This is a genomic window from Mycobacterium spongiae (assembly GCF_018278905.1).
Lineage (GTDB): Bacteria > Actinomycetota > Actinomycetes > Mycobacteriales > Mycobacteriaceae > Mycobacterium > Mycobacterium spongiae.
This window is the reverse complement of record NZ_CP046600.1, coordinates 4,630,035-4,653,157: the sequence shown is the minus strand read 5'-3', so window position 1 is coordinate 4,653,157 and position 23,123 is coordinate 4,630,035. Positions and strand designations below refer to the sequence as shown.

Annotated in this window: 23 protein-coding genes, 1 pseudogene and 1 riboswitch; of the genes and pseudogenes, 11 read left to right on the top strand and 13 right to left on the bottom strand. The window is 65.5% G+C overall.

The window, feature by feature from the left end:
• Positions 1-9: 9 nt before the first annotated feature.
• A riboswitch (cyclic di-AMP (ydaO/yuaA leader) is annotated at positions 10-265 on the bottom strand.
• A 212-nt stretch (positions 266-477) separates the two neighbouring features.
• The 3 genes from F6B93_RS18860 to F6B93_RS18850 are packed head-to-tail and all read right to left on the bottom strand — an operon-like array spanning position 478 to position 2,262.
• Complete coding sequence (locus F6B93_RS18860; protein ID WP_211696445.1) at positions 478-756, bottom strand: MoaD/ThiS family protein; 279 nt, start codon at positions 754-756, stop codon at positions 478-480.
• A gap of 4 nt (positions 757-760) precedes the next feature.
• The gene (gene moaA, locus F6B93_RS18855; RefSeq protein ID WP_211696444.1) at positions 761-1,867 is read right to left on the bottom strand and encodes a GTP 3',8-cyclase MoaA; all 1,107 of its coding nucleotides are present in this window, start codon (positions 1,865-1,867) and stop codon (positions 761-763) included.
• Positions 1,864-2,262: a YccF domain-containing protein gene (locus F6B93_RS18850; protein WP_211696443.1), complete on the bottom strand. Its 399-nt coding sequence runs from the start codon at positions 2,260-2,262 to the stop codon at positions 1,864-1,866. The genes moaA and F6B93_RS18850 overlap by 4 nt, the downstream gene beginning before the upstream one ends.
• Positions 2,263-2,423: 161 nt before the next feature.
• Here F6B93_RS18850 and F6B93_RS18845 point away from each other — a divergent pair, with 161 nt between their 5' ends.
• Entirely contained in the window at positions 2,424-2,831 is a 408-nt protein-coding gene (locus tag F6B93_RS18845) for a cold-shock protein (protein ID WP_211699601.1), read from the top strand.
• Positions 2,832-3,069: 238 nt separating this feature from the next.
• Entirely contained in the window at positions 3,070-5,034 is a 1,965-nt protein-coding gene (locus tag F6B93_RS18840) for an acyl-CoA dehydrogenase family protein (RefSeq protein ID WP_211696442.1), read from the top strand.
• A gap of 75 nt (positions 5,035-5,109) precedes the next feature.
• Here F6B93_RS18840 and F6B93_RS18835 read toward each other — a convergent pair whose 3' ends face one another.
• The 3 genes from F6B93_RS18835 to F6B93_RS18825 all read right to left on the bottom strand — a co-directional run bounded on the left by F6B93_RS18835 (position 5,110) and on the right by F6B93_RS18825 (position 8,201).
• On the bottom strand, positions 5,110-5,979 hold the full coding sequence (locus tag F6B93_RS18835; RefSeq protein ID WP_211696441.1) for an endonuclease domain-containing protein: 870 nt from the start codon (positions 5,977-5,979) through the stop codon (positions 5,110-5,112).
• A gap of 96 nt (positions 5,980-6,075) precedes the next feature.
• Positions 6,076-6,525, bottom strand: coding sequence for a DUF2771 domain-containing protein (locus tag F6B93_RS18830; RefSeq protein ID WP_246541161.1), 450 nt, complete (start codon positions 6,523-6,525; stop codon positions 6,076-6,078).
• Between the two features lie 29 nt (positions 6,526-6,554).
• A complete protein-coding gene (locus F6B93_RS18825) occupies positions 6,555-8,201 on the bottom strand; it encodes an MFS transporter (RefSeq protein WP_211696439.1) in 1,647 nt (548 codons plus the stop codon).
• Between the two features lie 148 nt (positions 8,202-8,349).
• On the opposite strand from F6B93_RS18825, the gene F6B93_RS18820 reads away from it, so the two are divergent.
• Positions 8,350-9,186 carry a DUF3027 domain-containing protein gene (locus F6B93_RS18820; protein WP_211696438.1) on the top strand — a complete coding sequence of 279 codons (837 nt, stop codon included), beginning with the start codon at positions 8,350-8,352 and terminating at the stop codon, positions 9,184-9,186.
• A gap of 23 nt (positions 9,187-9,209) precedes the next feature.
• On the opposite strand, the gene F6B93_RS18815 is transcribed toward F6B93_RS18820, so the two are convergent.
• Together F6B93_RS18815 and F6B93_RS18810 are read right to left on the bottom strand one after the other, a co-directional pair.
• Positions 9,210-9,662, bottom strand: a complete 453-nt coding sequence (locus tag F6B93_RS18815) for an SRPBCC family protein (protein WP_211696437.1) — start codon at positions 9,660-9,662, stop codon at positions 9,210-9,212.
• A gap of 52 nt (positions 9,663-9,714) precedes the next feature.
• On the bottom strand, positions 9,715-9,990 hold the full coding sequence (locus F6B93_RS18810; RefSeq protein ID WP_211696436.1) for a DUF2530 domain-containing protein: 276 nt from the start codon (positions 9,988-9,990) through the stop codon (positions 9,715-9,717).
• Between the two features lie 99 nt (positions 9,991-10,089).
• Here F6B93_RS18810 and F6B93_RS18805 point away from each other — a divergent pair, with 99 nt between their 5' ends.
• The 3 genes from F6B93_RS18805 to F6B93_RS18795 are packed head-to-tail and all read left to right on the top strand — an operon-like array spanning position 10,090 to position 11,756.
• The gene (locus F6B93_RS18805; RefSeq protein ID WP_211696435.1) at positions 10,090-10,521 is read left to right on the top strand and encodes an Rv0880 family HTH-type transcriptional regulator; all 432 of its coding nucleotides are present in this window, start codon (positions 10,090-10,092) and stop codon (positions 10,519-10,521) included.
• Entirely contained in the window at positions 10,518-11,438 is a 921-nt protein-coding gene (locus F6B93_RS18800) for a TrmH family RNA methyltransferase (protein ID WP_211696434.1), read from the top strand. Before F6B93_RS18805 ends, F6B93_RS18800 begins: the two co-directional genes overlap by 4 nt.
• A gap of 15 nt (positions 11,439-11,453) precedes the next feature.
• Positions 11,454-11,756, top strand: coding sequence for a DUF2537 domain-containing protein (locus F6B93_RS18795; RefSeq protein ID WP_211699600.1), 303 nt, complete (start codon positions 11,454-11,456; stop codon positions 11,754-11,756).
• Between the two features lie 7 nt (positions 11,757-11,763).
• Here F6B93_RS18795 and sepH read toward each other — a convergent pair whose 3' ends face one another.
• The 3 genes from sepH to F6B93_RS18780 form a co-directional block, all read right to left on the bottom strand.
• Positions 11,764-12,531 (bottom strand): septation protein SepH, encoded by a 768-nt coding sequence (gene sepH / locus F6B93_RS18790; RefSeq protein WP_211696433.1) that lies wholly within the window; start codon positions 12,529-12,531, stop codon positions 11,764-11,766.
• A gap of 152 nt (positions 12,532-12,683) precedes the next feature.
• Positions 12,684-13,817: a phosphoserine transaminase gene (gene serC, locus F6B93_RS18785; protein WP_211696432.1), complete on the bottom strand. Its 1,134-nt coding sequence runs from the start codon at positions 13,815-13,817 to the stop codon at positions 12,684-12,686.
• A gap of 592 nt (positions 13,818-14,409) precedes the next feature.
• Positions 14,410-15,531, bottom strand: a complete 1,122-nt coding sequence (locus tag F6B93_RS18780) for a citrate synthase 2 (RefSeq protein ID WP_211696431.1) — start codon at positions 15,529-15,531, stop codon at positions 14,410-14,412.
• Between the two features lie 104 nt (positions 15,532-15,635).
• Here F6B93_RS18780 and pdxH point away from each other — a divergent pair, with 104 nt between their 5' ends.
• Complete coding sequence (pdxH, locus tag F6B93_RS18775) at positions 15,636-16,262, top strand: pyridoxamine 5'-phosphate oxidase (RefSeq protein ID WP_211699599.1); 627 nt, start codon at positions 15,636-15,638, stop codon at positions 16,260-16,262.
• A 325-nt stretch (positions 16,263-16,587) separates the two neighbouring features.
• Positions 16,588-17,883 carry a citrate synthase gene (locus F6B93_RS18770; protein WP_211696430.1) on the top strand — a complete coding sequence of 432 codons (1,296 nt, stop codon included), beginning with the start codon at positions 16,588-16,590 and terminating at the stop codon, positions 17,881-17,883.
• On the opposite strand, the gene F6B93_RS18765 is transcribed toward F6B93_RS18770, so the two are convergent.
• Positions 17,880-19,517 (bottom strand): phytoene desaturase family protein, encoded by a 1,638-nt coding sequence (locus F6B93_RS18765; protein WP_211699598.1) that lies wholly within the window; start codon positions 19,515-19,517, stop codon positions 17,880-17,882. The genes F6B93_RS18770 and F6B93_RS18765 overlap by 4 nt on opposite strands.
• Before the next feature lie 221 nt (positions 19,518-19,738).
• Here F6B93_RS18765 and arfA point away from each other — a divergent pair, with 221 nt between their 5' ends.
• The 3 genes and pseudogenes from arfA to arfC all read left to right on the top strand — a co-directional run bounded on the left by arfA (position 19,739) and on the right by arfC (position 21,759).
• Positions 19,739-20,779, top strand: coding sequence for a channel-forming protein ArfA/OmpATb (gene arfA, locus F6B93_RS18760; protein ID WP_211696429.1), 1,041 nt, complete (start codon positions 19,739-19,741; stop codon positions 20,777-20,779).
• Between the two features lie 12 nt (positions 20,780-20,791).
• Positions 20,792-20,923, top strand: a pseudogene (arfB, locus tag F6B93_RS23615) (channel accessory protein ArfB); the annotation flags it as partial.
• Between the two features lie 260 nt (positions 20,924-21,183).
• A complete protein-coding gene (arfC, locus tag F6B93_RS18750; RefSeq protein ID WP_211696428.1) occupies positions 21,184-21,759 on the top strand; it encodes a channel accessory protein ArfC, sunset domain variant in 576 nt (191 codons plus the stop codon).
• Between the two features lie 23 nt (positions 21,760-21,782).
• Here the strand turns inward: arfC and F6B93_RS18745 are convergent, their stop codons facing one another.
• The gene (locus F6B93_RS18745; RefSeq protein ID WP_211696427.1) at positions 21,783-23,123 is read right to left on the bottom strand and encodes a HAMP domain-containing sensor histidine kinase; all 1,341 of its coding nucleotides are present in this window, start codon (positions 23,121-23,123) and stop codon (positions 21,783-21,785) included.

Below are 23,123 nucleotides of genomic sequence, written 5' to 3'. Positions count from 1 at the left end.
ACGCTCGGTACTTCCTCTCGGTACTCGCCTGCGGGGTCAGCTGTCGGGTTCGGGTTGTTTCAGATTGGATTCGAACTGGATTCGAACTGGATTCGAACTGGAGAGGTCACCCGGCCAGCGTCGTACTACGTTGAGACGACGTCGGCTTCACCCCAAGGAGCCGCCTTTGGCTCCGTCCGATCTCGGCGGACCGTGTGGGTCCCCCGCCTCCATCCCTGGTCGGGTTCCCTCGGCCGATGTGGATGGAGTTCGGCGTGCTATCGGCGAAGGAGGCGCGTCACTTGGGTTGGGTTGACGAGCCTCCCGAGACGGTAGTGGCAACTGAGGCTCGCGTCACGTACGGATTTTTTCGGTGTTTCTCCCACAGACGGTCCCGAAAGCACCAGGAAGCACGGGTATCTGCCCAGCTCAAAGGACACCGCAACCCGTGCGTTCCCAAGCCGTTATCGTTCCGTTATGTGGGGAACTTCACAGGGCTCAGCCGCCTGCGAAGGGGGGCAGGACATCGATCGTGACGCCCCCCGACAGCGCTATGTCATTGCTGCGCACGGCAATCCCATCGCAGAGGTAGGAGCATCGACTCAGCACCGCCGCGAGGCGCTCATCGCGCAACGCCAGGCCATCCACCAGCTCGGCGACCGTGGCGCCGGGCCGCAGCGCGACCACCTCCGAGTCCGCACCCGCCGCTGCCCGGGCCGCCGCGAAGTAGCGGACGGTCACCTGAATTCCGGCGGATTCGCTGGGTGCTTGCGTCATCGGGTTAGCCACCGATCGAGCTCATCGGGCGGTCGGGTTGGACGAAGTCGGGGTTGTTGATGCCATGGCCGGCCGGCTTGCCCCACATCGCAGCGCGCCACCCGGCCTCGATCGCGTCGTCGTGCGCGCCGCTGCGTAACAGGGCGCGCAGGTCGGTTTCCTCGGTGGAGAACAGGCAGCTGCGGATCTGGCCGTCGGCGGTCAACCGGGTGCGGTCGCAGGTGGAGCAGAAGGCGTGTGAGACCGACGCGATGACGCCAAACTTTCCCGAGGCTGTGTTTGGCCCGGTGTCCACCACCCAGAGTTCGGCCGGAGCCGAACCGCGCGGCGCCGGGTCTGGCCGCAGCCGGAAGTGGGCGCGCAGCGCTGCCAGCACATCGTCGGCGCTGAGTGCGGCGTTGCGGCGCCACTGGTGCCCCGCGTCGAGGGGCATTTGCTCGATGACCCGCAATTGGTAGCCGAGTTCGAGGCAGAACCGCAACAGCTCGACGACATGCTCGCGGCCGGTGGCAGGGTCCAGGACCGCATTGACCTTGACCGGCGCCAGACCTGCTGCCGCAGCGGCTCTCAAGCCTGCGAGCACGTCATCAAGTCGGTCCCGTCGGGTGATCGCCGCAAAGTGCTCCCGGTTCACGCTGTCCAGCGACACATTCACCCGATCCAAGCCGGCGTCGGCCAGAGCGCCCGCTCGTAGTGCGAGCCCGACACCATTGGTGGTCAACGAGATCTCGGGGCGGGGCCGCAGGCTGGCGGCTGCCGCGACCACCTCTTCGAGGTGAGGCGCCAACAGCGGTTCGCCGCCGGTAAACCGCACGCTGGTCACTCCGAGCCGGACAACGGCAATACGGATGAGTCTGGTCAGCTCCTCGGGCCGCAGTAGCTGCTCGCCGGGTAGCCACTGCAGGCCCTCCGCCGGCATGCAGTAACTGCAGCGCAGATTGCACCGGTCGGTCAGCGACACGCGTAGATCGGTCGCCACTCGTCCGAAGGTGTCCAGCAACGGCCCCCCCGAAGGGGGGTGACGGGGTAATACATCGGCCGCGGCGCAGCCGGCCGGCCGGCTCGTTGTTCGGCCGGGCACCGTCGGCACCCCTAGTGCGGTGAGTGTCACACCGGCACCCGTGGGGAAGTGGCGTCCACCGCAACGATGTCTTTGCCGAGGGGCACCAACGACACCGGGATGAGTTTGAGGTTGGCCAGTGCCAACGGAATTCCGATGATGGTGATCGCCATTGCTGCAGCGCTCACCAGATGGCCGATTGCCAGCCAGATCCCGAACAGCAATACCCAGATGACGTTGCCGATGAGGGTGCCCGTCCCCGCGTTCGGCTTTTCGACGACCGTTCTTCCGAACGGCCAGAACGCGTACGACGCGATGCGCAGCGCGGCGAAACCGAAGGGGATGGTGACGATCAGCAGGAAACAGACAAGCGCCGCGACCAGATACCCGAGGGCCAACCAGAGACCACCAAAAACTAGCCAGATAACGTTCAGGATCAGGCGCATGTCTCCTCCAGCGGTAGGGTCAGCCTACCGACAAGCGAGTAACAGGGGTGCTTGGCGGGCAACCATCCGAGTAGGATCTGAGATCGTCATCGCGCCCTGCACAGGTGGGACGCGTCTTCTGATGCCAATCCGAGTCACCGTCAGACAAGCAGGTGAGACCAGTGCCGACCGGCAAGGTGAAGTGGTACGACTCCGACAAGGGGTTCGGCTTCCTGTCGCAGGAGGACGGCGAGGACGTCTACGTGCGCTCCTCGGCATTGCCCACGGGTGTAGAGGCGCTCAAAGCGGGGCAGCGCGTGGAATTCGGAGTCGCCTCGGGGCGGCGTGGGCCGCAGGCGCTCAGCCTCAAGCTCATCGATCCGCCACCAAGCCTCTCCCGGACGCGTCGGGAGGCGCCGGTGGAGCACAAGCACAGTCCCGATGAGCTGCACGGCATGGTCGAGGACATGATCACTTTGCTAGAGGGTGCGGTACAGCCCGAATTACGCAAGGGGCGTTACCCAGATCGCAAGACCGCCCGGCGAGTCTCCGAGGTGGTCAGGGCGGTGGCTCGGGAACTCGACGCCTAGCCGATCGACGAGCTGCCACAACAGCGGGCACCTTGTGCGCCGGTCGGCTCGGGTTGGCTGTGACGGTTGCGACCAATGCGCCGCGATTGGCCAGTGGGGCGCGGCGAACCGGCGCGCGGTGTCGCAAAGCTACCGGCGCGTAACTTTGCCCGTCGTTCCGACGTAGTATTCGGTCAGGCACCGGGTACTCCCAATCTCCGGTGGGACTCGTGAGCGATTCGTGAGCAAGGAGGCGGCGATGGCACAGCAATTGCAGGTCAGCGAGGAGCAAGCGAGAGCGCTTGCCGAGGAATCACGCGAAAGCGGTTGGGATAAACCATCTTTCGCTAAGGAGATTTTTCTTGGCCGGTTCCCTCTGGATCTCATACACCCCTTTCCCAGTCCGTCCGCCGCAGACGAGGCGCGCACTGCGGAGTTCTTGGGCAAGCTGCGGGAGTTTCTCGAAACCATTGACGGCAACGTCATCGAGCGCGATTCCCAGATTCCCGACGAATATGTGAAGGGACTGGCCGAGCTGGGATGTTTCGGCATGAAGATACCGTCCGAGTACGGCGGACTGAACATGTCGCAAGTCGCCTACAACCGCGCATTGGCAATGGTTTCGACGGTTCACCCCAGTCTCGGGGCATTGCTGTCGGCCCATCAGTCGATTGGTGTGCCCGAACCGCTCAAGCTTGCCGGGACGCCGGAGCAGAAGAGCAAGTTCTTGCCGCGCTGCGCTGCGGGGGCCATCTCCGCGTTCTTGCTCACCGAACCGGATGTGGGCTCTGACCCGGCGCGCCTGGGCTCCACCGCGACGCCTGTCGAAGACGGGCAGGCCTACGAGCTGGAGGGCGTGAAGTTGTGGACCACCAACGGCGTCGTCGCCGACCTGCTGGTCGTCATGGCCCGGGTACCCAAGAGTGAGGGGCATCGCGGGGGTATCAGCGCCTTCGTCGTCGAGGCGGATTCGCCCGGGATCACCGTCGAACGGCGCAACAAATTCATGGGTCTGCGCGGCATCGAGAACGGGGTAACGCGGATGCACCGCGTTCGGGTCCCCGCCGAAAACCTGATCGGCCGTGAAGGAGACGGCCTGAAGATCGCTTTGACCACACTCAACGTTGGCCGGCTGGCGCTGCCCGCGACAGCGGCGGGGGTCGCCAAGTGGTCGCTGAAAATAGCGCGGGAGTGGTCGAACGAGCGAGTCCAATGGGGCAAGCCGGTCGGGAAACACGAAGCCGTCGCCAGCAAGCTCGCTTTCTTTGCGGCGACTACCTACGCACTCGATGCTGTGGTGGAGTTGTCCGGTCAGATGGCCGACGAAGGTCGTAACGACATTCGCATCGAGGCGGCGTTGGCCAAATTGTGGTCCAGCGAGATGACCTGCGTTATTGCCGACGAGCTGATGCAGATCCGAGGTGGCCGGGGCTATGAGACCGCGGAGTCGCTCGCCGCGCGCGGCGAGCGTGCGGCACCGGTCGAACAGATGGTGCGGGACCTGCGGATCAACCGCATCTTCGAGGGATCCAGCGAGATCATGCGGCTGCTGATCGCTCGGGAGGCGGTCGATGCCCACTTGACCGCCGCGGGTGACCTTGCCAAACCGGACGCCGAATTGCGGGAGAAGGCTGCGGCCGCGGTTGGCGCTAGCGGGTTCTACGCAAAGTGGCTGCCGAAGCTGGTATTCGGCCAGGGGCAACGACCGATGGCTTATAGCGAGTTCGGCCCGTTGGCATCGCACTTGCGATTCGTTGAACGCTCCAGCCGCAAGCTGGCACGCAATACCTTCTACGGGATGGCGCGCTGGCAGGCCAATTTGGAGAAACGGCAGGGGTTCCTGGGACGGATCGTTGATATCGGTGCCGAGCTATTCGCGATGGCCGCGGCGTGCGTCCGCGCCGAGGCTCAGCGGGCAGCGGATCCGGTCGTCGGGAAGCAGGCATATGAGCTCGCCGAAATGTTCTGCCAGCAAGCGACTTTGCGGGTCGAGGCGCTGTTCCACGCATTGTGGACCAACACCGACAGCGGGGATGCTCAGCTGGCCAACGACCTGCTGGAAGGCCGCTACACCTGGTTGGAGCAGGGGATTCTCGATCAGTCGGAGGGCACCGGACCGTGGATCGCATCCTGGGAGCCGAGCCCGTCCAGCGAGCCGGATCTGGCTCGGCGGTTTCTGTCGGTGGACGTAGCAGGATCGGCATCGAGCGAGGCGAAACTCTAAGGCCGGCCCTGGCCGAACGTCGACTTTTTGGGCCACATCACGCACTTTTCGCCCAGAAAGTCGACGTTCGGCGCTCTAAACGAGTGAGCAACCAGCGGCGAGCAGGGCACTGCGGGCGCGTGTCACGACCACATAGGGCCGGTATCGGAGCATGTCGGCGCTGACCCGGATGATGGTCCAGCCGTGGTCCTCGAGTTCAGCCAATCGATCGATGTCGCGGGTGCGCTGTGCGGGATCCGTCCAATGTTGCGCTCCGTCGAATTCGACGCCGACCTGCCATTCTTCCCAGCCCATATCGATCCGGGCCAACACCGCACCCCAGTGGTTGAGCACTTCGATCTGGCTCTGCGGCCGTGGCAACCCGCCACCGACGAGGACCAAGCGAGTTCTCGTCTCGTAGGGTGATTCGGCGCGTCCGTCGACGAGGGGTAATGCCTGTCGCAACTGAACCAATCCGCGCGCGCCCCGATGGCGATCTGCCAGAAGTTCGACGTCGCTGACCTTGACCTCGGTAGCGCGCATCAGCGCGTCGAGCCGAATCACCGCTGTAGTCAGACCTTTTCGTCTTCCGAGGTCGAAGGCGGTGCGTGCGGGCGTGGTCAGGCAGATACCGTCGCGGACACATACTTCGTCCTCGTCCAGGGTGTCACTGTGCAGGATGATGCCCCGTGCCTTGTCCCTGCTTCGTCGGTTGAGCTCGGCCGGTAGCCAATCGTCGATCCATGCCGTGCGGTGGAGCGCCGCGGCGGACAGGCCAGCCACCGTCGCGGCCCGCCGTGACCAGATCCAGGCGGCGACAGCCCGCGTCACGGCGGTCAGCTTCTGCCCGCGGGGGATGTACACATTGCGATGGACCATCTCAAAGTCGGTCCGCAACCGATGCGGTGTGACGACTCCCGCAGCTAGCGCATCGGTGCCTCGGAATGGCCAGTCCCGGATTTCCACACCCACACCGTGCCGATCGCCACCGACATGTCTGGTTGAGCGTCGACTTGTTGTGCTGGATACCCGCGTTTTGACCCGACAACTCGACGTTGGGCCTCAGAAGACCAGGCGCACCGACCATTCCGCGTGTGGAGCCTCGCGCAGTTCGCCGGCGGGGTCGACGACCAACGTCAGCAACTGCACGACAATTCCGGAAAGCCGGCCACGTTGTGGGTCGACGGTCGGGATGGTCACCGCCAGCCGCGTGTCGGGCCGAAACAGGGTGGCCGTGGTGTTCGTGGGGTCCTCATAGACCCGCAATAGTCGCCATGGTGCGCGTGCAATGGCCTTGGGAACGGAGAGCTGGACCGGATAGCGGCGGCTCACCGGCAGTTCTCCCTGAGTTTGCGGCGTCTGACATTCGTTCAGGTTGAGCACGTTGCAGTACAGGTACGGTCCGACGCGGACCAGGTGCCCGTGCGAATACACACTGATCTCGGGGTGCTGGGGACCGTGCCCGCGCACCAGGAGCCACGCGCCGGCGCCAGCGCCAGCGGAGAGCACCATAGTCGCGAGCAGCGCTGCGGCAGCTCGCTTCACGTCGGCATGGCTGCCGCAGCGCGACGTGTAGTTTCCTGCTCTGCCATGACGGGCCGATTACCCCCAAGACCCGGGATCAGCGAAGCGCCCCGGAAGCTGACAATGGTCTGCGCCAGCCCGAGGATCAGCAGCGCGCTGACCGCAGTGAAACCCACCCACAGCTCGGTGTATATCAGCACGCCCACCGCGCCGCCCATGACCCACGCCAGCTGCAGTGTCGACTCGGAACGACCGAACCCCGAAGCCCGCGATTCCTCAGGCAGGTCGTCTTGGAGCGCGGCGTCCAGTGAGGCCTTCGCGATCGCACTCGAACCCGATGTGATCAGGGTGGCAATGGCGGCGGCCACCAGGCTGCCGGCCACCGCGGCCGCCACAGCCAGCACCGTGACCGCCAGAGTGCAGCGCACCACCAACACCGCAGGCCTGCCCAGCTGCAGACGTGCGCTGGTGAAATTGCCGGCGAAATTTCCCAGCGCTGCCGCCGCGCCGATGAGGCCCAACATGCCCAGCTGAACCCACCCGTCGGCATCGTGGGCCTTGGCGACAAAGGCCGGGTACAAGAACAGGAACCCCACCATCACTTTGATGGTGCAGTTGCCCCACAGCGAAGTAATGATATTGCGGCCCAAAGGCTGTCGCAGTGCTCCGCCGAGGTTCTTGACTTCCTCCGGCCAGCTTCGTCGTGGGCGTTCCCGGTCCCGGTGATAGCTCAATGTGGCAGGCACCTCGCCGGCGGTGACCTCAACCCAGCGCGGAATCCGCATCGACAACCAGGCACCAGCGACCGTGATTGCGGCGACGACGAACAATGCCCCCGGGAGCTCGAGCAGGTGGGTACAGGCGAACTCGACGCCGGCCGCGATGGCGCCACCCGCGAGAGTGCCCCCGAGCAGGCCGAAAACGGTCAACCGAGAGTTGACCCGCACCAGATCGATCGTCGGGGGCATAACCCTGGGCGTCATCGCGCTCCGCAGCACACTGAACGACTTGGAGAACACCATCATGGCCAGTGCGCACGGATACAGCACCCACGGAGGGAAGCTGCCGGTCGCGCCGTCGTAGTTCATGATCAACACCACCGCCAGAACGGTCCGAAGGCCGAATGACAGCGCCAGCGCGACCCGACGTCCATGCTGCAATCGGTCCAGAGCCGGACCGATGAGCGGAGCGATCACGGCGAATGGCGCGATCGTGATCAAGAGGTACAGAGCGACCTTGGACTTGCTCTCTCCGGTGGCCGCCGCAAAGAAGAGTGTGTTGGCCAGTGCGACGGCCATCGCCGCGTCGACCGCGAAGTTCGCCATTACCGGCCATGTCAGCGCGGTGAGCCCCGACTTGTCTGCGCCGTCCGCAGTGGCGGCGCGCTGTACGAGCCAGTACATTCGGGAACCCATTTCGCGGCTTCGCATCGCGGCGGCGCGGGTGACGGTGATCCGTTCGCCGGGCTCCGTGCTGCGTGGCTGCTCGCCGCGATCCTCGGATTCGCGCTGCTGGCCCAGGGGCGGGAGGTAGCGGTTGGCGCTGCGCATGGGGGGCGGGCGACGCGGTGCCTGATCTCCCTGGTCCTCGGCAGGGTAGTTGGCCATCCCAGGGTGCCCGTTGACCGATCTGGGGCGGGTCCGACGGCCCCGGTGGGAGGCCATTCGGTCCCGGTGATCAGCTCGCCGTCCAGACACGAATCAATTCTGTCCTATGTGGACCCGCCGTGTGGTCAACCGGGTGTGGCTCGCCCACCGTGTCTTCGGGCACTATTGGGGTGGCGCGATAGAGACGCTATCGAGGAAGGACAGCGTGACCGGACCCACCGAAGAGTCCTCCGTGGCGGCCGTGGCCGAGTGGCCAGAACAGGTTGCGGCTGTGCTCAATGGTGCGGTCGACGCGGCCAGGGCTGCTGTTATGGAGGTCAGCGGCCCGGAAGTGGTCGGCGACTACCTGGGCGTGAGCTACGAGGATGCGAATGCCGCCACTCATCGCTTCTTGGCGCATCTGCCCGGCTATCACGGATGGCAGTGGGCGGTGGTGGTGGCGGTCTCGTCCGGGGCCGACCACGCCACGATCAGCGAGGTGGTGCTGATCCCCGGGCCCACTGCGCTGCTGGCACCTCACTGGGTGCCCTGGGAGCAGCGAGTACGGCCGGGAGATCTCAGCCCGGGAGACCTGCTCGCTCCGGCCAAGGACGACCCGCGGCTGGTTCCGGGCTATAGCGCCAGCGGCGATCCCCAGGTTGACGAGACGGCCGCAGAAGTTGGGCTCGGCCGGCGCTGGGTCATGAGCGCATGGGGCCGATCAGCGGCCGCCGGACGGTGGCACGAGGGGGATTACGGTCCCGAGTCGGCGATGTCGCGGTCCACGAAGCGAGTGTGCCGCGACTGCGGTTTCTTCCTGCCCCTGGCCGGGTCGCTTGGTTCGATGTTCGGCGTCTGTGGCAACGAACTCTCTGCCGACGGGCACGTCGTCGACAAGCGCTATGGCTGCGGTGCCCACTCCGACACTCCCGCTCCGGCGAGCAGCGGCGCGCTCACATATGAGCCCTACGACGACGGTGTGCTCGACATTATGGAGAAGCCGGCTGCGGACGCTCCAGAAGTCCCGCCCACCGAGGATGGGGCCGATTCTTCGGCGACCTGACGGCTCGCGGGCCGCGAGACCCTCTAGCTCTCGGCGGCGGCCTTGATCTTTGCCAGCGAGGCGTTCATTCCTTCGAGCAATTCGTGTTCGAAGCTTGTGGTCCCGCCGAGGAACGCGTTCACCGTGAGGTTCGAAAACGCGCTGACGCCGTTCTCGGCGTGACGGCTCTCGATCACCCGGGTGCCCTCGCCATTCGGCTCGAGTTCGTAGCTCCAGATGCTGCGGTTTGAGTCCACCCGGAACGCGAGTTTCTTCTCCGGAACGACCTCGAGAACCGTGCAGCTGGTGGGCCAGAACAGGCGATTGCGGCGATTGACATTGATGGTCCGGGTGCCGGGGCGCAGCGGTCCGAGCGGCCGCATCCAACGGCATTGCGGGCTCCACTGCGGCATCCGCCGAAAATCGGAAATCAGCGCCCAGACCTTCGCGGCAGGTGCGTTGATATCGATCTGCGTCTGCAACAGCGGGGCTGCCATTGGTCCTCCTAGGGGTGTGCGCGATGTAGCTGTTGTCAAGATCTCAAACGGTTTACTTCGGGGCGACATGGGTTTCCAGCCCGGATTGAGCGCCGCGAGCTCCACGGCGGACGGCGGCGAGCTGCCATACGAAGATGCTTGTGCCGAGCAGCCCGGTTGCCAGCCCCGCCAATGTTACGGGGCGCCACGGTGCGAGGCTCGGCACCACGAAGGCCGCTACTGCGGCCACCAGCCAGGCCATGGCGGCGACCGCGATGATCGGCCAGACCTTGAGGAGCGCGCGTGGCAATCGCGGTGGTTCGCGGTGCTGGTCAGGTTCGATGCCCATCGCCATCAAACCTAACCCGGCCTCTTGACGATGCGCGACCAACGTCGTCGTTCGCCGTTTCTCACGCCCGGTCCTTCGGTTCCGATGTAACCTCGCGCTGTGCCCGACAGCGATGCGAGGCTGGCCAGTGACCTGTCGCTGGCGGTGCTGCGGCTGGCCCGCCAACTGCGGTTCCGAAATCCCTACGCGCCGGTGTCGCTGTCGCAACTCTCAGCGCTGGCGACCCTGGCCACAGAGGGCGCGATGACACCCGGCGCGTTGGCGATTCGTGAGCATGTTCGGCCACCGTCCATGACCCGCGTGATCGCGTCGTTGGCCGACTTGGGTTTCGTGGACCGTGTCCCGCATCCGGTAGACGGTAGGCAGGTGTTGATCTCGGTGTCCGAATCCGGGGCTGAATTGATCAAGGCGGCTCGGCGCGCTCGGCAGGAATGGCTGGCTGAGCGGCTGGCAACCTTGGACGGCAACCAACGTGACACGCTGCGAAACGCCGCCGACCTGATCTTGGCCTTGGTTGACGAAAGCCCGTGAGCGCGCACGCTGCTGTCCCGCCTTCGGCTGGCTCGGTCGGCGTCGTCGTTGAGGATGTCGGCGATCCCGACGACCCGCGCCTCGATGATTTCCGAGACCTGAATAGCGTTGACCGGCGCCCGGATCTGCCGACCGGCAAGGGATTGGTAATCGCAGAGGGTGTGCTCGTCGTTCAGCGCATGCTGGCTTCACGATTCAGACCGCTGGCACTGCTCGGCACCGATCGTCGCCTCGTGGAGCTCAACGACGACTTGGTCGCTATCCAGGGCGACGCAGTGCCTTACTACCGCGTTTCGGCCGATGTCATGGCGCGGGTCGTGGGCTTTCATCTCAATCGCGGTGTGCTGGCCGCCGCCCGTCGGGTGCCTGAGCCGAGCGTGGCGCAGGTTGTCGCGGGCGCACGTACCGTTGTCGTGCTCGAGGGCGTCAACGACCACGAGAACCTGGGTTCGGTATTCCGCAATGCGGCCGGGTTGGATGTGCACGCGGTGGTCTTCGGCAGTGGCTGCGCTGATCCTCTCTACCGGCGTGCGGTTCGGGTCTCTATGGGTCACGCGTTGTTGGTCCCGTACGCTCGCGCGTCGGAGTGGCCCGCTGAACTTGGGACGCTGAGACGGAGCGGCTTTCAGCTGCTGGCGATGACTCCGCAAGCCGATGCCTGCGCACTGCCGGAGGCGATGAGCGCGGTACGCGACCAAAGGATTGCGTTGCTGGTGGGCTCCGAGGGCCCGGGACTGAGTGCGGCCGCACTGGGGATGAGCGACATCCGGGTGCGCATCCCGATGTCACGAGGTACCGATTCCCTCAATGTCGCGACGGCCGCCGCGTTGGCCTTCTACGAGCGTGGTCGGCTTGGGTGGCGGTCGTCGCGGCCTGCCGCTAGCGGTGCGCTCGAACCTTCTGAGTCGGCGGGCTAGGGCGGGCCGGTGATACTGCAGCGCGACGAACGCGACCAGTCGACGCCGTGGGGAACGGGTTTGGCGGTGGCCGGTTTTGTTGCCGTGGTTGCCGGAGTCGGGATCGTGGTGGTCAGCCTCGGGTTGATCCGGGTGCATCCGCTGCTAGCCGTCGGACTCAACGCCGTCGCCGTTGGCGGATTGGCGCCGACCCTGTGGACCTGGCGACGCACCGCGGTGCTGCGCTGGTTCGTATTGGGGGCAGGAGTGGGTGTGGCGGGCGCCTGGATGACGTTGCTCACGATGGCCGCCTTGGGGCCCGCAATGAGCGGCGGTTAACGCCGCACTAACCTCGCCCGCCTGATCGCACCCCGAGCAACACGTCCTCCCACGCGGGTATGGCCGGCTTGCCCCGTCGGCCGCTAACCGGATGTTCCGGCGGCGCCTTGGGCGCCGGCTCGGCGGTCTCGTCGAAGTCGAGGTGAGCAACCCGCGCCAAAGGTCGCAACGGGCGGTCGAATTCAGGGTCGATCAGCTCGCTGGCCGCGTCGTCGATCGCGGTGACGGTTCCTCCGTGTGCGCCCGGAGTGAAGCGGAAATGCGCCGCGTTGTCCGAGTGGCCGGCCTGCCACGAAAGCTGCACTGTCCAGCGACCATCTTCATTGCGCCAGGCGTCCCAGCTGAGCTTGTCGGGGTTGAGGCCGCGCGTCATGAAAGCGGTGGTGACAGTCTCCAGCAGCGTCAGCACCGCGGGGCCGTCGGCGAGGACCGGGTGCGCGGCCGTGGCCAACTCGGCGGCTCGCGAGCGTTCCAGCAGCACCGGGTGGGCGAAGCGCTGGATTCGTGCAATATCGGAGCCCGACGCCGAGGCGACCTGCTCGACCGTCGCGCCGGCACGGATGCGGGCCTGAATATCCTTCGGGCTCAGCATGTTGGTGACGTCGATGTCCAGCTGCTCTTGCTCCACGAGCTGCCCCAGCAGCGCCGAGTCGCCGCGCTGCGCCGCTCGTAGCCGGTCGTCGGCCGGAAGCTTGAACTTTTCGGGCGGGCTGCCGCCCTCGCAGATGATGTATTTACCGTCAGGGTCGAGCCCGACCACTTTGAGTTCCCGCATTGGCTTCTCCTCGCAGGCTCCGTGCAGCTCAGCAGGGACCTGTGAACCGCACTCTAGTGCGCCGAACGCAACTCAACGCGTTGACACGCGGGGGGCCCCGCCTAGTGCTGCACTGCCGGTCGATAAGGGTTTTCTCTCGGCCTTCCTAGGGTTTAGGAGAGTCGTTCGACGACCCAGTCGATGCATTCGGTGAGCGCGCTGACGTCATCGGGTTCGACCGCCGGGAACATCGCGACCCGCAGCTGGTTGCGGCCGAGTTTGCGGTATGGCTCGGTGTCGACGATGCCGTTGGCTCGCAAGGTGGCCGCGACCGCGGCGGCGTCCACGGTGTCGACGAAATCGATCGTGCCAACCACCTGCGAACGCAGGGCGGGGTCGGCAACAAACGGTGTGGTGTATGGCTTCTCCTGCGCCCACGCGTACAACCGCGCCGACGAGTCGGCGGTGCGCTTGACTGCCCAGTCGAGCCCGCCGTTGCCCACCAGCCAGTCGATCTGCTCCGCCAGGAGCGCGAGCGTGCCGATCGCCGGCGTGTTGTAGGTCTGGTTCTTCAGGCTGTTCTCGACCGCTATCGGCAGCGAGAGGAAGTCGGGAACCCATCGACCGGATGCGGCGACAGCGTTGACGCGACTCAGCGCTGCCGGACTCAGGATGGCCAGCCAGAGCCCGCCGTCACTGGCGAAGTTTTTCTGCGGCGCAAAGTAGTAGGCGTCGGTGTCGATGATGTCGACGGGTAGCCCGCCCGCTGCCGAGGTCGCGTCGATCACCACCAGAGCGTCGCCAGAGCCCTCGGGGCGGCGCACCGGCACCGCCACTCCGGTCGACGTCTCGTTGTGTGCCCAGGCGATCACATCGACCGACGGGTCGGTCTGCGGTTCGGGGGCGCTGCCGGGATCCGCCTTGACCACGACCGGATCGCCGATGAACGGGTTCTTGGCGACGGCCGCGGCGAACTTCGAACTGAACTCGCCGTAGGTCAAGTGCAGGGAGCGCTTGTCAATCAGCCCGAAAGCAGCGGCATCCCAGAACGCCGTGGCGCCCCCGTTGCCGAGGATGACTTCGTAACCGTCGGGCACCGAGAAGAGCTCGGCGAGACCCGAACGCACCCGGCCCACCAGGTTCTTGACGGGGGCCTGGCGGTGGGACGTGCCGAACAAGGCCGCCGCGGTGGTGGTCAGCGCCGCCAATTGCTCGGGTCGAACCTTGGAGGGACCCGAGCCGAAGCGGCCGTCGCGGGGTTTGATGTCAGCGGGGATCTCAAGCGAAGTCGTGAGCTGGTCAGCCATGGCCAACAGGGTAGTGAGCGACTCTGCGCATTGACTGAACGGGGCGCATTGGCGAAACGGGGCGCATTGGCGAAACGGGGCGCATTGGCGAAACGGGGCGCATTGGCGAAACGGGGCGCATTGGCGAAACGGGCCACACTGTCTCACCCGCGCGCTTTGTCTCACCGGGGCCTCACCGGGCCGTACCTGCCAACCTGGGTAAGCCCACAGCAGCAGGACGCGTCGACGCCATTGCCCGTCCTCCGTGGGTATGAGCAAGCGCACATCAGCGCGCTTGTGCGGGATTGGACACACCCCACGTCGATGCCTGGCTAATTGCCGGTACCGCCGGTACTGTGGTCGGCGCCCGTCCGGTTGCAAAGTCTCAGTGGTGAGATTTTCGGGCGGCCAGGATGAACCTGGCTCGGCGTCGGCATCGCACTGTGCGCTGCGACACCGAGAACCTGGAAGTCTCGCCGAACTGTTCCGAGGGGTCTGTGCGGCGGACCTTCAACCAGAAACCGGTTTCGACTAGGAGCCATCGGAGTTCGTTGTCACCGCCGACGTTCTCCGGTGGATCCTCCTAGCGACGCCGCATGCCCGTGGCGGCACTTCAGGCGGTAGTGAGAACCCGGCCCCAGCCTTCGACGGATTCTGGGCTGCGGGGCTCCGGTCCGACGTAGATCGCCGATGGGCGGACCAATTTGCCGAGTCTCTTCTGTTCGAGGATGTGGGCACACCACCCGGCGGTGCGCCCACAGGTAAACATCGCCGGCATCATGTTGGCCGGCACCCCGGCAAAGTCGAGGATGACCGCCGCCCAAAACTCGACATTGGTTTCGATAGCCCGGTCCGGGCGGCGCTCGCGCAGCTCCGACAGCGCGGCCTGCTCGACAGCCACCGCAACTTCGTATCGTGGAGCGCCCAGCCTCTCGGCGGTTGCCCGCAGCACCCGGGCCCGCGGATCTTCCGCGCGGTAGACCCGGTGTCCGAATCCCATCAGTTTCTCGCCGCGATCCAGTATTCCCTTGACCAGACCGCGGGCATCGCCGGTGCGTTCGACTTCTTCGAGCATGGGCAGTACGCGGGCCGGAGCGCCGCCGTGCAGTGGCCCGCTCATCGCACCGATCGCCCCGGAGAGCGCCGCCGCCACGTCGGCTCCCGTAGAGGCGATGACACGAGCGGTGAACGTCGACGCGTTCATCCCGTGCTCGGCGGCCGACACCCAGTAGGCGTCGATCGCTTCGATGTGTCTGGGGTCTGGATCGCCCTGCCATCTAGTCATGAAACGTGCTGTGACCGTGGAGCATTCGTCAATGACACGTTGCGGCACCGCGGGCTGATAGATCCCACGGGCGGACTGTGCGACGTACGACAACGCCATCACTGACGCCCGCGCCAGATGTTGGCGCGCGGTGCTGTCGTCGATGTCCAGGAGTGGCGCGTACCCCCAGATAGGCGCCAGCATCGCTAGGCCCGCCTGGACGTCGACGCGCACATCGCCGGTGTGGATCGGCAGCGGAAAGGGTTCCGCCGGGGGCAGTCCACTTCCGAACCTTCCGTCGACCAGCAAACCCCACACTTCGCCGAACGTGACCTGCTGATTTACCAGATCCTCAATGTCGACGCCCCGGTAGCGCAGCGCTCCACCATCTTTGTCCGGTTCGGCTATCTCGGTGGTGAAGGCGACGACGCCGTTGAGGCCAGGCATGAAATTCTCCGGGACCACAGTCATGGGGAAATTCTCCCACCCCACTTCTGGACAACCTGTACCGGCTGGACTGCGACCCCGGTAGCCTTGGCGCGGTGGCAGGAGCCGACGACCGACCGCTGGCGGATATGGGCGCTCAGCGCGGGTCCGTCGAGAAGGATCGCAGCCCCGATCTGGACGTGGACTGGCTCGCGGGTGGTTGGCTTGCGTTGTTTCGCAAATGGATTGGCGATGCGCAACGCGCCGGACTCGCCGAGCCCAATGCGATGGTGCTCGCCACGGTAGGCGACGGCAGGCCGGTCAGCCGGTCGGTGCTGTGCAAGAGCGTCGACGAGGCGGGGATCACATTCTTCACCAACTATGAGTCGGCGAAGGGAGCGGAGCTGGCGGCGACACCGTACGCATCGGCGACTTTCCCCTGGTACCAGCTCGGTCGGCAGGTGCACATTCGCGGTCCGGTGAGCCGGGTGGATCGCCAGGTCACGCAGGATTACTGGGTGCAGCGACCGCGCGGATCGCAGCTCGGAGCTTGGGCGTCGCAGCAGTCGCGTCCGATCGCGTCGCGTGCCGCGCTGCTCGAACGGCTCGCCGAAGTCACGGCGCGCTTTGCGGACTCGGAGACTATCCCGGTGCCACCCGGCTGGGGCGGGTACCTCATTGCGGCCGAGGTCGTGGAGTTCTGGCAGGACCGAGAAAACCGGTTGCATAACCGGATTCGGGTCATCGGCTCGCGAGTCGAACGTCTGCAGCCGTGATCTCGGCAGGTAGCGGTGGTGAGCATCGCCGGAAGAACCTGTGAGCTCCACCAGCCACCCATGTGTTCTTGCGCGATTGCACTCCGGCTGGCTGATCGTTGCCTGCTGGTCCCCGGCTCAGACGCGGCTGCGTTAGGCCCGGCTCCCCGGATAGGCTCGGCGCGGGGTGTCCGCGGCCACCTGGCTGGGGTGATGCCGGCCGGGTGGACTTCTCAAATGCGCAGACTTGACCCCGGGCAGGCAAGCCGACGCGATAACGACTACCTTCACCTATACAGACCAAAGTCAAGGGCAGCTCTATCAACCAGAGCGCAAAGGGGTTCTCGTGGCCGACACCGACGACACCGCAACACTCCGGTATCCGGGGGGCGAGATCGACCTTCAGGTCGTGCACTCCACCGAAGGCGCGGACGGCATTGCCCTGGGACCGCTGCTGGCCAATACCGGGCACACGACCTTCGACGTTGGCTACGGGAACACCGCATCCACCAAGAGTTCCATCACCTACATCGACGGTGACGCCGGAATTCTGCGCTACCGCGGGTACCCGATCGAGCAACTTGCCGAGAAGTCGACCTTCATCGAGGTGAGCTACCTGCTGATATACGGCGAGCTCCCGAACACCGACCAGCTGGCCGAATTTACTCACCGGATCCAGCGGCACACCATGCTGCACGAGGACCTGAAACGCTTCTTCGACGGCTTTCCCCGCAATGCGCATCCGATGCCCGTGTTGTCCAGCGTGGTCAACGCCTTGAGCGCTTACTACCAGGACGCCCTTGACCCGATCGACAACAACCAAGTCGAGTTGTCGACGATCCGGCTGCTTGCCAAACTGCCCACTATCGCGGCATACGCCTACAAGAAATCCGTCGGCCAACCATTCCTCTACCCGGACAACTCGCTGACGTTGGTGGAGAACTTCTTGCGGATGACGTTCGGCTTCCCCGCGGAGCCCTACCAGCCCGACCCCGAGGTGGTCCGGGCGCTGGACATGCTGTTCATTCTGCACGCCGACCACGAACAGAATTGTTCGACGTCGACGGTGCGGTTGGTGGGCTCGTCGCGAGCCAACCTGTTCACCTCGATCTCCGGCGGCATCAACGCGTTGTGGGGCCCGCTGCACGGTGGCGCCAACCAGGCCGTCCTGGAAATGCTCGAGAGCATCCGCGAGAGCGGCGACGACGTCGGCGAGTTTGTCCGAAAAGTGAAGAACCGCGAAGCCGGCGTCAAACTCATGGGCTTCGGTCACCGCGTTTACAAGAACTACGATCCGCGGGCCCGCATCGTCAAGGAGCAGGCCGACAAGATCCTCGCCAAGCTCGGCGGCGACGACAACCTGCTCGACATTGCCAAGGGGCTCGAAGAGGCAGCACTGACCGATGACTACTTCATCGAGCGCAAGCTCTACCCCAACGTCGACTTCTACACCGGACTGATCTACCGCGCGCTCGGTTTCCCCACCCGGATGTTCACCGTGCTGTTTGCGCTGGGCCGGCTACCCGGCTGGATCGCGCACTGGCGAGAGATGCACGACGAGGGGGACAGCAAGATCGGCCGTCCGCGGCAGATCTACACCGGCCACACCGAGCGCGACTACGTCACCATGGACCGGCGCTAGTCAGCTCCGCACGATCTCTTGCCGCTCTGGCCCAGCGAGGCCAATACGGCCATCGCGGCATTGTGACCCCCAATGCCCGATACCGCACCACCGCGGCGGGCACCCGAGCCGCAGAGCATGATCCGGTCGTGGGCAGTGGCTACTCCCCACCGCCGTGCGGGGGTGTCCAGCACGTCGTCGTCATCGGTGAACGGCCAGGTCAGTGCGCCGTGGAAGATATTCCCGGCGGTCATCAGCAACGAGCGCTGTAAGTCGATGGTGGTCGTCGTCTCAATGCAGGGCCGCCCCCGCGCATCAGTGAGCAGGACGTCCTGAATCGGTTCGGCGAGAACGGAATTCAGCGACGCCAGTACCGATGTGGTCAGTTGGTCGCGGAGTGCGGCGGGGTCGGTGTCGCCGAACACCGAGTGCGGGGTGTGCAGACCAAACACCGTGAGCGTCTGCGCGCCCGAATCGCGCAGCTCGGCCGACAGGATGCTCGGGTCGGTCAGCGAATGACAGTAAGCTTCGCACGGCAATGGATCCGGCACGTGCTGCGCTGCTGCCCGCGAGTACGCGGCATCCAGCTGAGTCCACGTTTCGTTGGCGTGGAACGTGCCGGCAAACGCCTGTTCCGGTGTGGCACTGTTGTCGTGCAGCCGGGGCAGTCGCCGCACCACCATGTTCACTTTGACCTGCGCTCCCGGTGCCAATGACGACGCGTGCTCGCAGGCGGGTGGTGCTCCTCGCGCGCCGAGCAGGTCGTTCAGGACCGCCGGCGTGACGCCGGCCAGCACGAACCGGCCCCGGATCCGGTGTTCTGCACCGGCGGCACGGTAGTGCACATGCCCGGTGGGCTCAATAGCGAAAACATCGGCGCCGGTGCTGATTTCCGCACCAAGGTAGGTGGCCGCCGCGGATAGGGCCGCAGTCACCGTCCCCATGCCGCCGATGGGAACATCCCATCCTCCGCTACCCCCTCCGAGTACGTGATACAGAAAGCAGATGTTCTGCATGAGCGATGGATCATCCATGCGGGCAAAGGTGCCGATCAGTGCGTCGGTAGAAATCACCCCGCGGACGAGGTCGGTGGCCACCGCGTCGGTGATGGCGTGCCCGATCGGTTCTTCGACCATGGCATGCCAGGCAGCCGCAGCCTCGGGACCGCCGCATTCCGCGACGAGTCTGCGGGTCTGCTCGCGGGTGCGCAGCGGTTCGATCAGCGTCGGCCACAGCGGTTCGGTCACCAGTCGGCAGCGTCGATAGAACGCCGCGAACCCGTGCTCGTCGCCAGCGGCCCCGACCGCCGTGAACGTGGGCCGGATGTCCGGGCCTACGAGCAGGCCAGAGCGCCCCGCTGTGGCCGGCTGGGGGGTGTACGAGGAGAACTTCCGCCGGGCCAGTCGCACGGGTGCGCCGAGGTCGGCGACGATGCGCGATGGCAGCAGGCTGACCAGGTAGGAGTACCGCGACACCTGGACCTCGACGCCGTCGAACGCCCGCGCCGATACCGCGGCCCCGCCGGTCTGCTCCAGCCGCTCGAGCACCCGGACCCGAAGGCCGGCCCGGGCCAGGTAGGCCGCCGCGACCAGGCCATTGTGACCGCCGCCAACGACGACGACATCGAAATCTTTACCATTGTCAGGATCCCGCAGGGTGGTGTCGGTCAAGTTCCCCGGCCTTGGTTCTCCAGCGCGTCATCCCCGGTCGCCGGGCCGCCGATGGGTGCCCGCGTGTCGACGTCGCAGAGTTTTCGCCGGTCGCCCATTGCTCCAGTGTGCCCGACTTGACCCGGCGTCCCGGTGCCGTATCGGTAGGCTGCATATCGCCGCCAGCGCGGAGCAGTCCCGTTCGGCGACCTTAGAGAGGGGCGATTGTGGGTTCGACAGCGGAGCTCGGTGAGGCGCCCGCGACCACAGGCGCGCGGCGGAGGTTCTACCGGCGTTCGCCTGGCGCTGCCTGGCTGATCGGCTTGGTGGTTATTCCCTTGCTGATCGCGGCAATCGGCTATCGCGCTTTTGCACCACCCACGCCCTCCAATGGACCGACCGGCTCGCTGCCGACGTTGTCCGCGACGCCTGTCACTCCCGTGCCCGGTGGCACCACGGGCGCCGGCGGCGCTGGCGAACTTTCGTTCTCGCTTCTCTCAATTAGCCGCAGCGGCAACACCATCACTCTCATCGGCGACTTTCCCGATGATGCCTCCAAGGCGGTGATGATGAAGGCGATCAACGGTTTGCTGACCCCGGGTGTGAGCGTCATCGACCAAATTCGCATCGACCCGATAGTCCAATCGCTCGATTTCTCAAACTCAGAAGCAGTTTTCACCGCCGGTGCGCCCATTCCTGATTTCAACCTCAAAGTCGAGAAAGATACGGTCACTGTGTCCGGGACCGCTTCGTCGCCGCTCCAACGGGACGAGGTCGAGCGCGCGGTGGTGACCGTCTGGCCGGGACTACATGTCGTGAACAACATTGTGGTCAAGGGACAGCCGCCGCCGGGAGCTCCGGCACCGCCGGGAGCTCCGCCACCGCCGGGGGCACCTCCGCCCGCTCCTTGCGCCGACTTGCAAGTGGCCATCGACAAGCTGACAGGAGGGCCGATCGCTTTTGCAAACGACGGGGTGAGCCTGACCCCGAACGACAATCGGATCTTGACCAAGGTAGCGGACAAGCTCAAGGAGTGTCCGAGAGCGCGGGTAACGATCAACGGCTACACCGACGCGAGTGGCAGCGAGGGCATCAATATTCCGTTGAGCGCGCAGCGCGCCAAGACGGTCGCTGACTTTCTCGTTGCTCAAGGTGTTGCCCGCGATCGCATCGTCACCAAGGGCCTCGGTTCGACCGATCCGATAGCCACCAATGACACGGCTGAGGGGCGCATCAAGAATCGCCGCGCCGAGATAGTAGTCAGCTAAGGAGAATCCAGCATGGATTTCGTGATCCCGTGGTCGTGCTACCTGCTTGCGTTCGTGGCGGGTTCGGCTCTCGCCTGGGTGATCGTCACCCTGTCGATCAAACGCGGCGGCGAGACGCAGGCTGCTGCAGAGGTTCCGGCAGCGGTTGCTGCCGAGGTAACGGCGCCGCTTGCTGCGGAGGTTGCTACCGAGGTTCTGCCGGAGGCTGCGACCGAGGTTGATACGGAGGTTCTGACGGGGATTGCGACGGAGGCTGATACGGAGGTTCTGCCGGAAGTTGCTACGGAGGTTCTGACCGAGGTTGCCACGGAGGATCCGGCGGAGACGCCCGAGGCTCCTGAGGCAGATACTGCGGGGGACGTTACCGTCGAGGCGCTCAAGGGTCCTGAGGCAGAGGCGCAGTAATGCAACACGTTCACTGGTCGCTCACCCTGGTGGCGTTCGTACTCGGAATGGTGCTGACATCCACCCTGATGGTCCAACCGGTCAAACCGGAAGTGCCGGTTAAGAAACCAACCCGCGAGCCAGGTATGAAACCCAGGCCGACGACGGCGAAGAAAGCTCCCGCCGGCAAGCCGCGCCCGAAGAAAAGGCCAGCCGGTCAGAAGGCCACCACGGCGAAGACTCCCGGCGCGAAGCGGTCGGCGAAGCCCAAGAGACCCGCTGCGAAAACAGCGCCGAGAAAAAAGATTCCGGTGCCACGGGACACTCCCACGGACCAAATCCCGGTCTCGGAAGAGTCGACCGCCGCGCATCTGGCCCGGCGGCCGCACGCACCGTACGGTCCGGGCTCCGCCCGCGCAGACGCTGATGGCAGCGGACCCCCGGGGTGGTCGGTCAAGGGACGCTCCGATACCCGGCTGTACTACACGCCCGCAGACCGGGTCTACGACCCCACGCTCGCCCAGGTCTGGTTCAAGGATGAAGAGTCAGCTGTGCGTGCCTTTTTCACGCCGTGGCGCGATCGCGTACGCCGGTAGCGAGGCGCCATCGGCTCGGTCGGCTACGTCGGTCCAGGGAGTTGCAGCAGTAATCGCGCGCCGCCGAGGGGGCTGCTTTCCAGCGACGCGGTCCCGCGATGCAACTGCGCCTGCTGGGCCACCAACGCGAGCCCCAGACCCGACCCCGATTGGGAGGCCGTCGACCCGCGGGCGAACCGTTCGAACACGACCTGGCGCTCACCTTCGGGCACTCCGGTCCCGTTGTCGTCGATGGCGATCTCGACCCCGTCTCGTGAGCTGACCGCCGACAGCTCGACTTTGCTGGCACCGCCATGTTTGACAGCGTTGGCGATGGCATTGTCCACGGCCAGACGTAACCCTGCGGGCAGACCCACGATGATGCACGTTGGTGACGGCACCAGAGAGACGTCGACGTCAGGGTAGATTCGGGTCGCGTCGTGGGCGGCGCGGTCGAGCAGTTCGGTGATGTCTACCGGGACGTGGTCTGCCGATGTGGACAGCTCCCCCTGGGCCAACCGCTCCAGCGCGCTGAGGGTGGCTTCAATGCGCGACTGAGTGCGGATCACGTCATTGAGCACTTCTTTGCGCTGATCGTCGGGCAAATCAAGGGTGGCCAGCACCTCGAGGTTCGTCCGCATTGCGGTGAGGGGGGTTCGCAGCTCGTGCGACGACACCGCCGCGAAGTCGCGAGCAGAAGCGAGTGCTTCCTTGGTCCGGATCTGTTCATTCCAGATGCGCTGCAACATGCCTCGCATCGCTTCGGCGATCTCGATGGCTTCGCTGGCGCCGTGTACCTCGACGCGCGGTGCCTCGTCGCCCGCATCGATCGATCGGGTCTGCTCGGCGAGCTGTTTGAACGGGCGCACGGCGAACACCGCGAGGAGCCAGGCGAACACCGCCGCCGCGCCGATTGCCAACGTACAGATCAGTAGCACCCGGCGATGCAGGTTGTTCGTCTCGGCCATGGTCGTGTCGTAGGTCGCTCCCACCGCCACCGACGTCGGCTGCGGTCCCGGGATCTCCACCGTTCGCACGCGGTAGCGCACGCCGTTGATATAGGTGTCGGCGTAGTCGGCACTCAGCTTCGGCAACGTGATATCGGAATTCGACTTCACCACGTCGCCGCGCCGCACGGTGATGAGGGCGTCCCGGTCGTTGGGTGAGCGCGGGATTTCGTCGAGGCCACGCGGTACGAACGGGATCGCGAAACCCGCGGCCTCGTCGAGCCGTCGGTCCAGTCGCTCCTTGCGGTCGCCAGTGATCCCGACCCAGACGACGGTGCCGACGATAAGGACGGGAATCGCCGCGCCGATGACCGTTGCCACCACCACCCGGGTTCGCAGCGACGGGGTACGGGCGAAGATCCGCGACAGGATGTTCAA

Excerpts from the sequence above, each read along its gene's own strand:
- F6B93_RS18860 (WP_211696445.1), bottom strand. The coding sequence starts at position 756 with ATGACGCAAGCACCCAGCGAATCCGCCGGAATTCAGGTGACCGTCCGC.
- F6B93_RS18850 (WP_211696443.1), bottom strand. The coding sequence starts at position 2,262 with ATGCGCCTGATCCTGAACGTTATCTGGCTAGTTTTTGGTGGTCTCTGG.
- F6B93_RS18840 (WP_211696442.1), top strand. The coding sequence starts at position 3,070 with ATGGCACAGCAATTGCAGGTCAGCGAGGAGCAAGCGAGAGCGCTTGCC.
- F6B93_RS18830 (WP_246541161.1), bottom strand. The coding sequence starts at position 6,525 with ATGGTGCTCTCCGCTGGCGCTGGCGCCGGCGCGTGGCTCCTGGTGCGC.
- F6B93_RS18825 (WP_211696439.1), bottom strand. The coding sequence starts at position 8,201 with ATGGCCTCCCACCGGGGCCGTCGGACCCGCCCCAGATCGGTCAACGGG.
- F6B93_RS18815 (WP_211696437.1), bottom strand. The coding sequence starts at position 9,662 with ATGGCAGCCCCGCTGTTGCAGACGCAGATCGATATCAACGCACCTGCC.
- F6B93_RS18810 (WP_211696436.1), bottom strand. The coding sequence starts at position 9,990 with ATGGGCATCGAACCTGACCAGCACCGCGAACCACCGCGATTGCCACGC.
- sepH (WP_211696433.1), bottom strand. The coding sequence starts at position 12,531 with ATGCGGGAACTCAAAGTGGTCGGGCTCGACCCTGACGGTAAATACATC.
- serC (WP_211696432.1), bottom strand. The coding sequence starts at position 13,817 with ATGGCTGACCAGCTCACGACTTCGCTTGAGATCCCCGCTGACATCAAA.
- F6B93_RS18780 (WP_211696431.1), bottom strand. The coding sequence starts at position 15,531 with ATGACTGTGGTCCCGGAGAATTTCATGCCTGGCCTCAACGGCGTCGTC.
- pdxH (WP_211699599.1), top strand. The coding sequence starts at position 15,636 with ATGGGCGCTCAGCGCGGGTCCGTCGAGAAGGATCGCAGCCCCGATCTG.
- arfC (WP_211696428.1), top strand. The coding sequence starts at position 21,184 with ATGCAACACGTTCACTGGTCGCTCACCCTGGTGGCGTTCGTACTCGGA.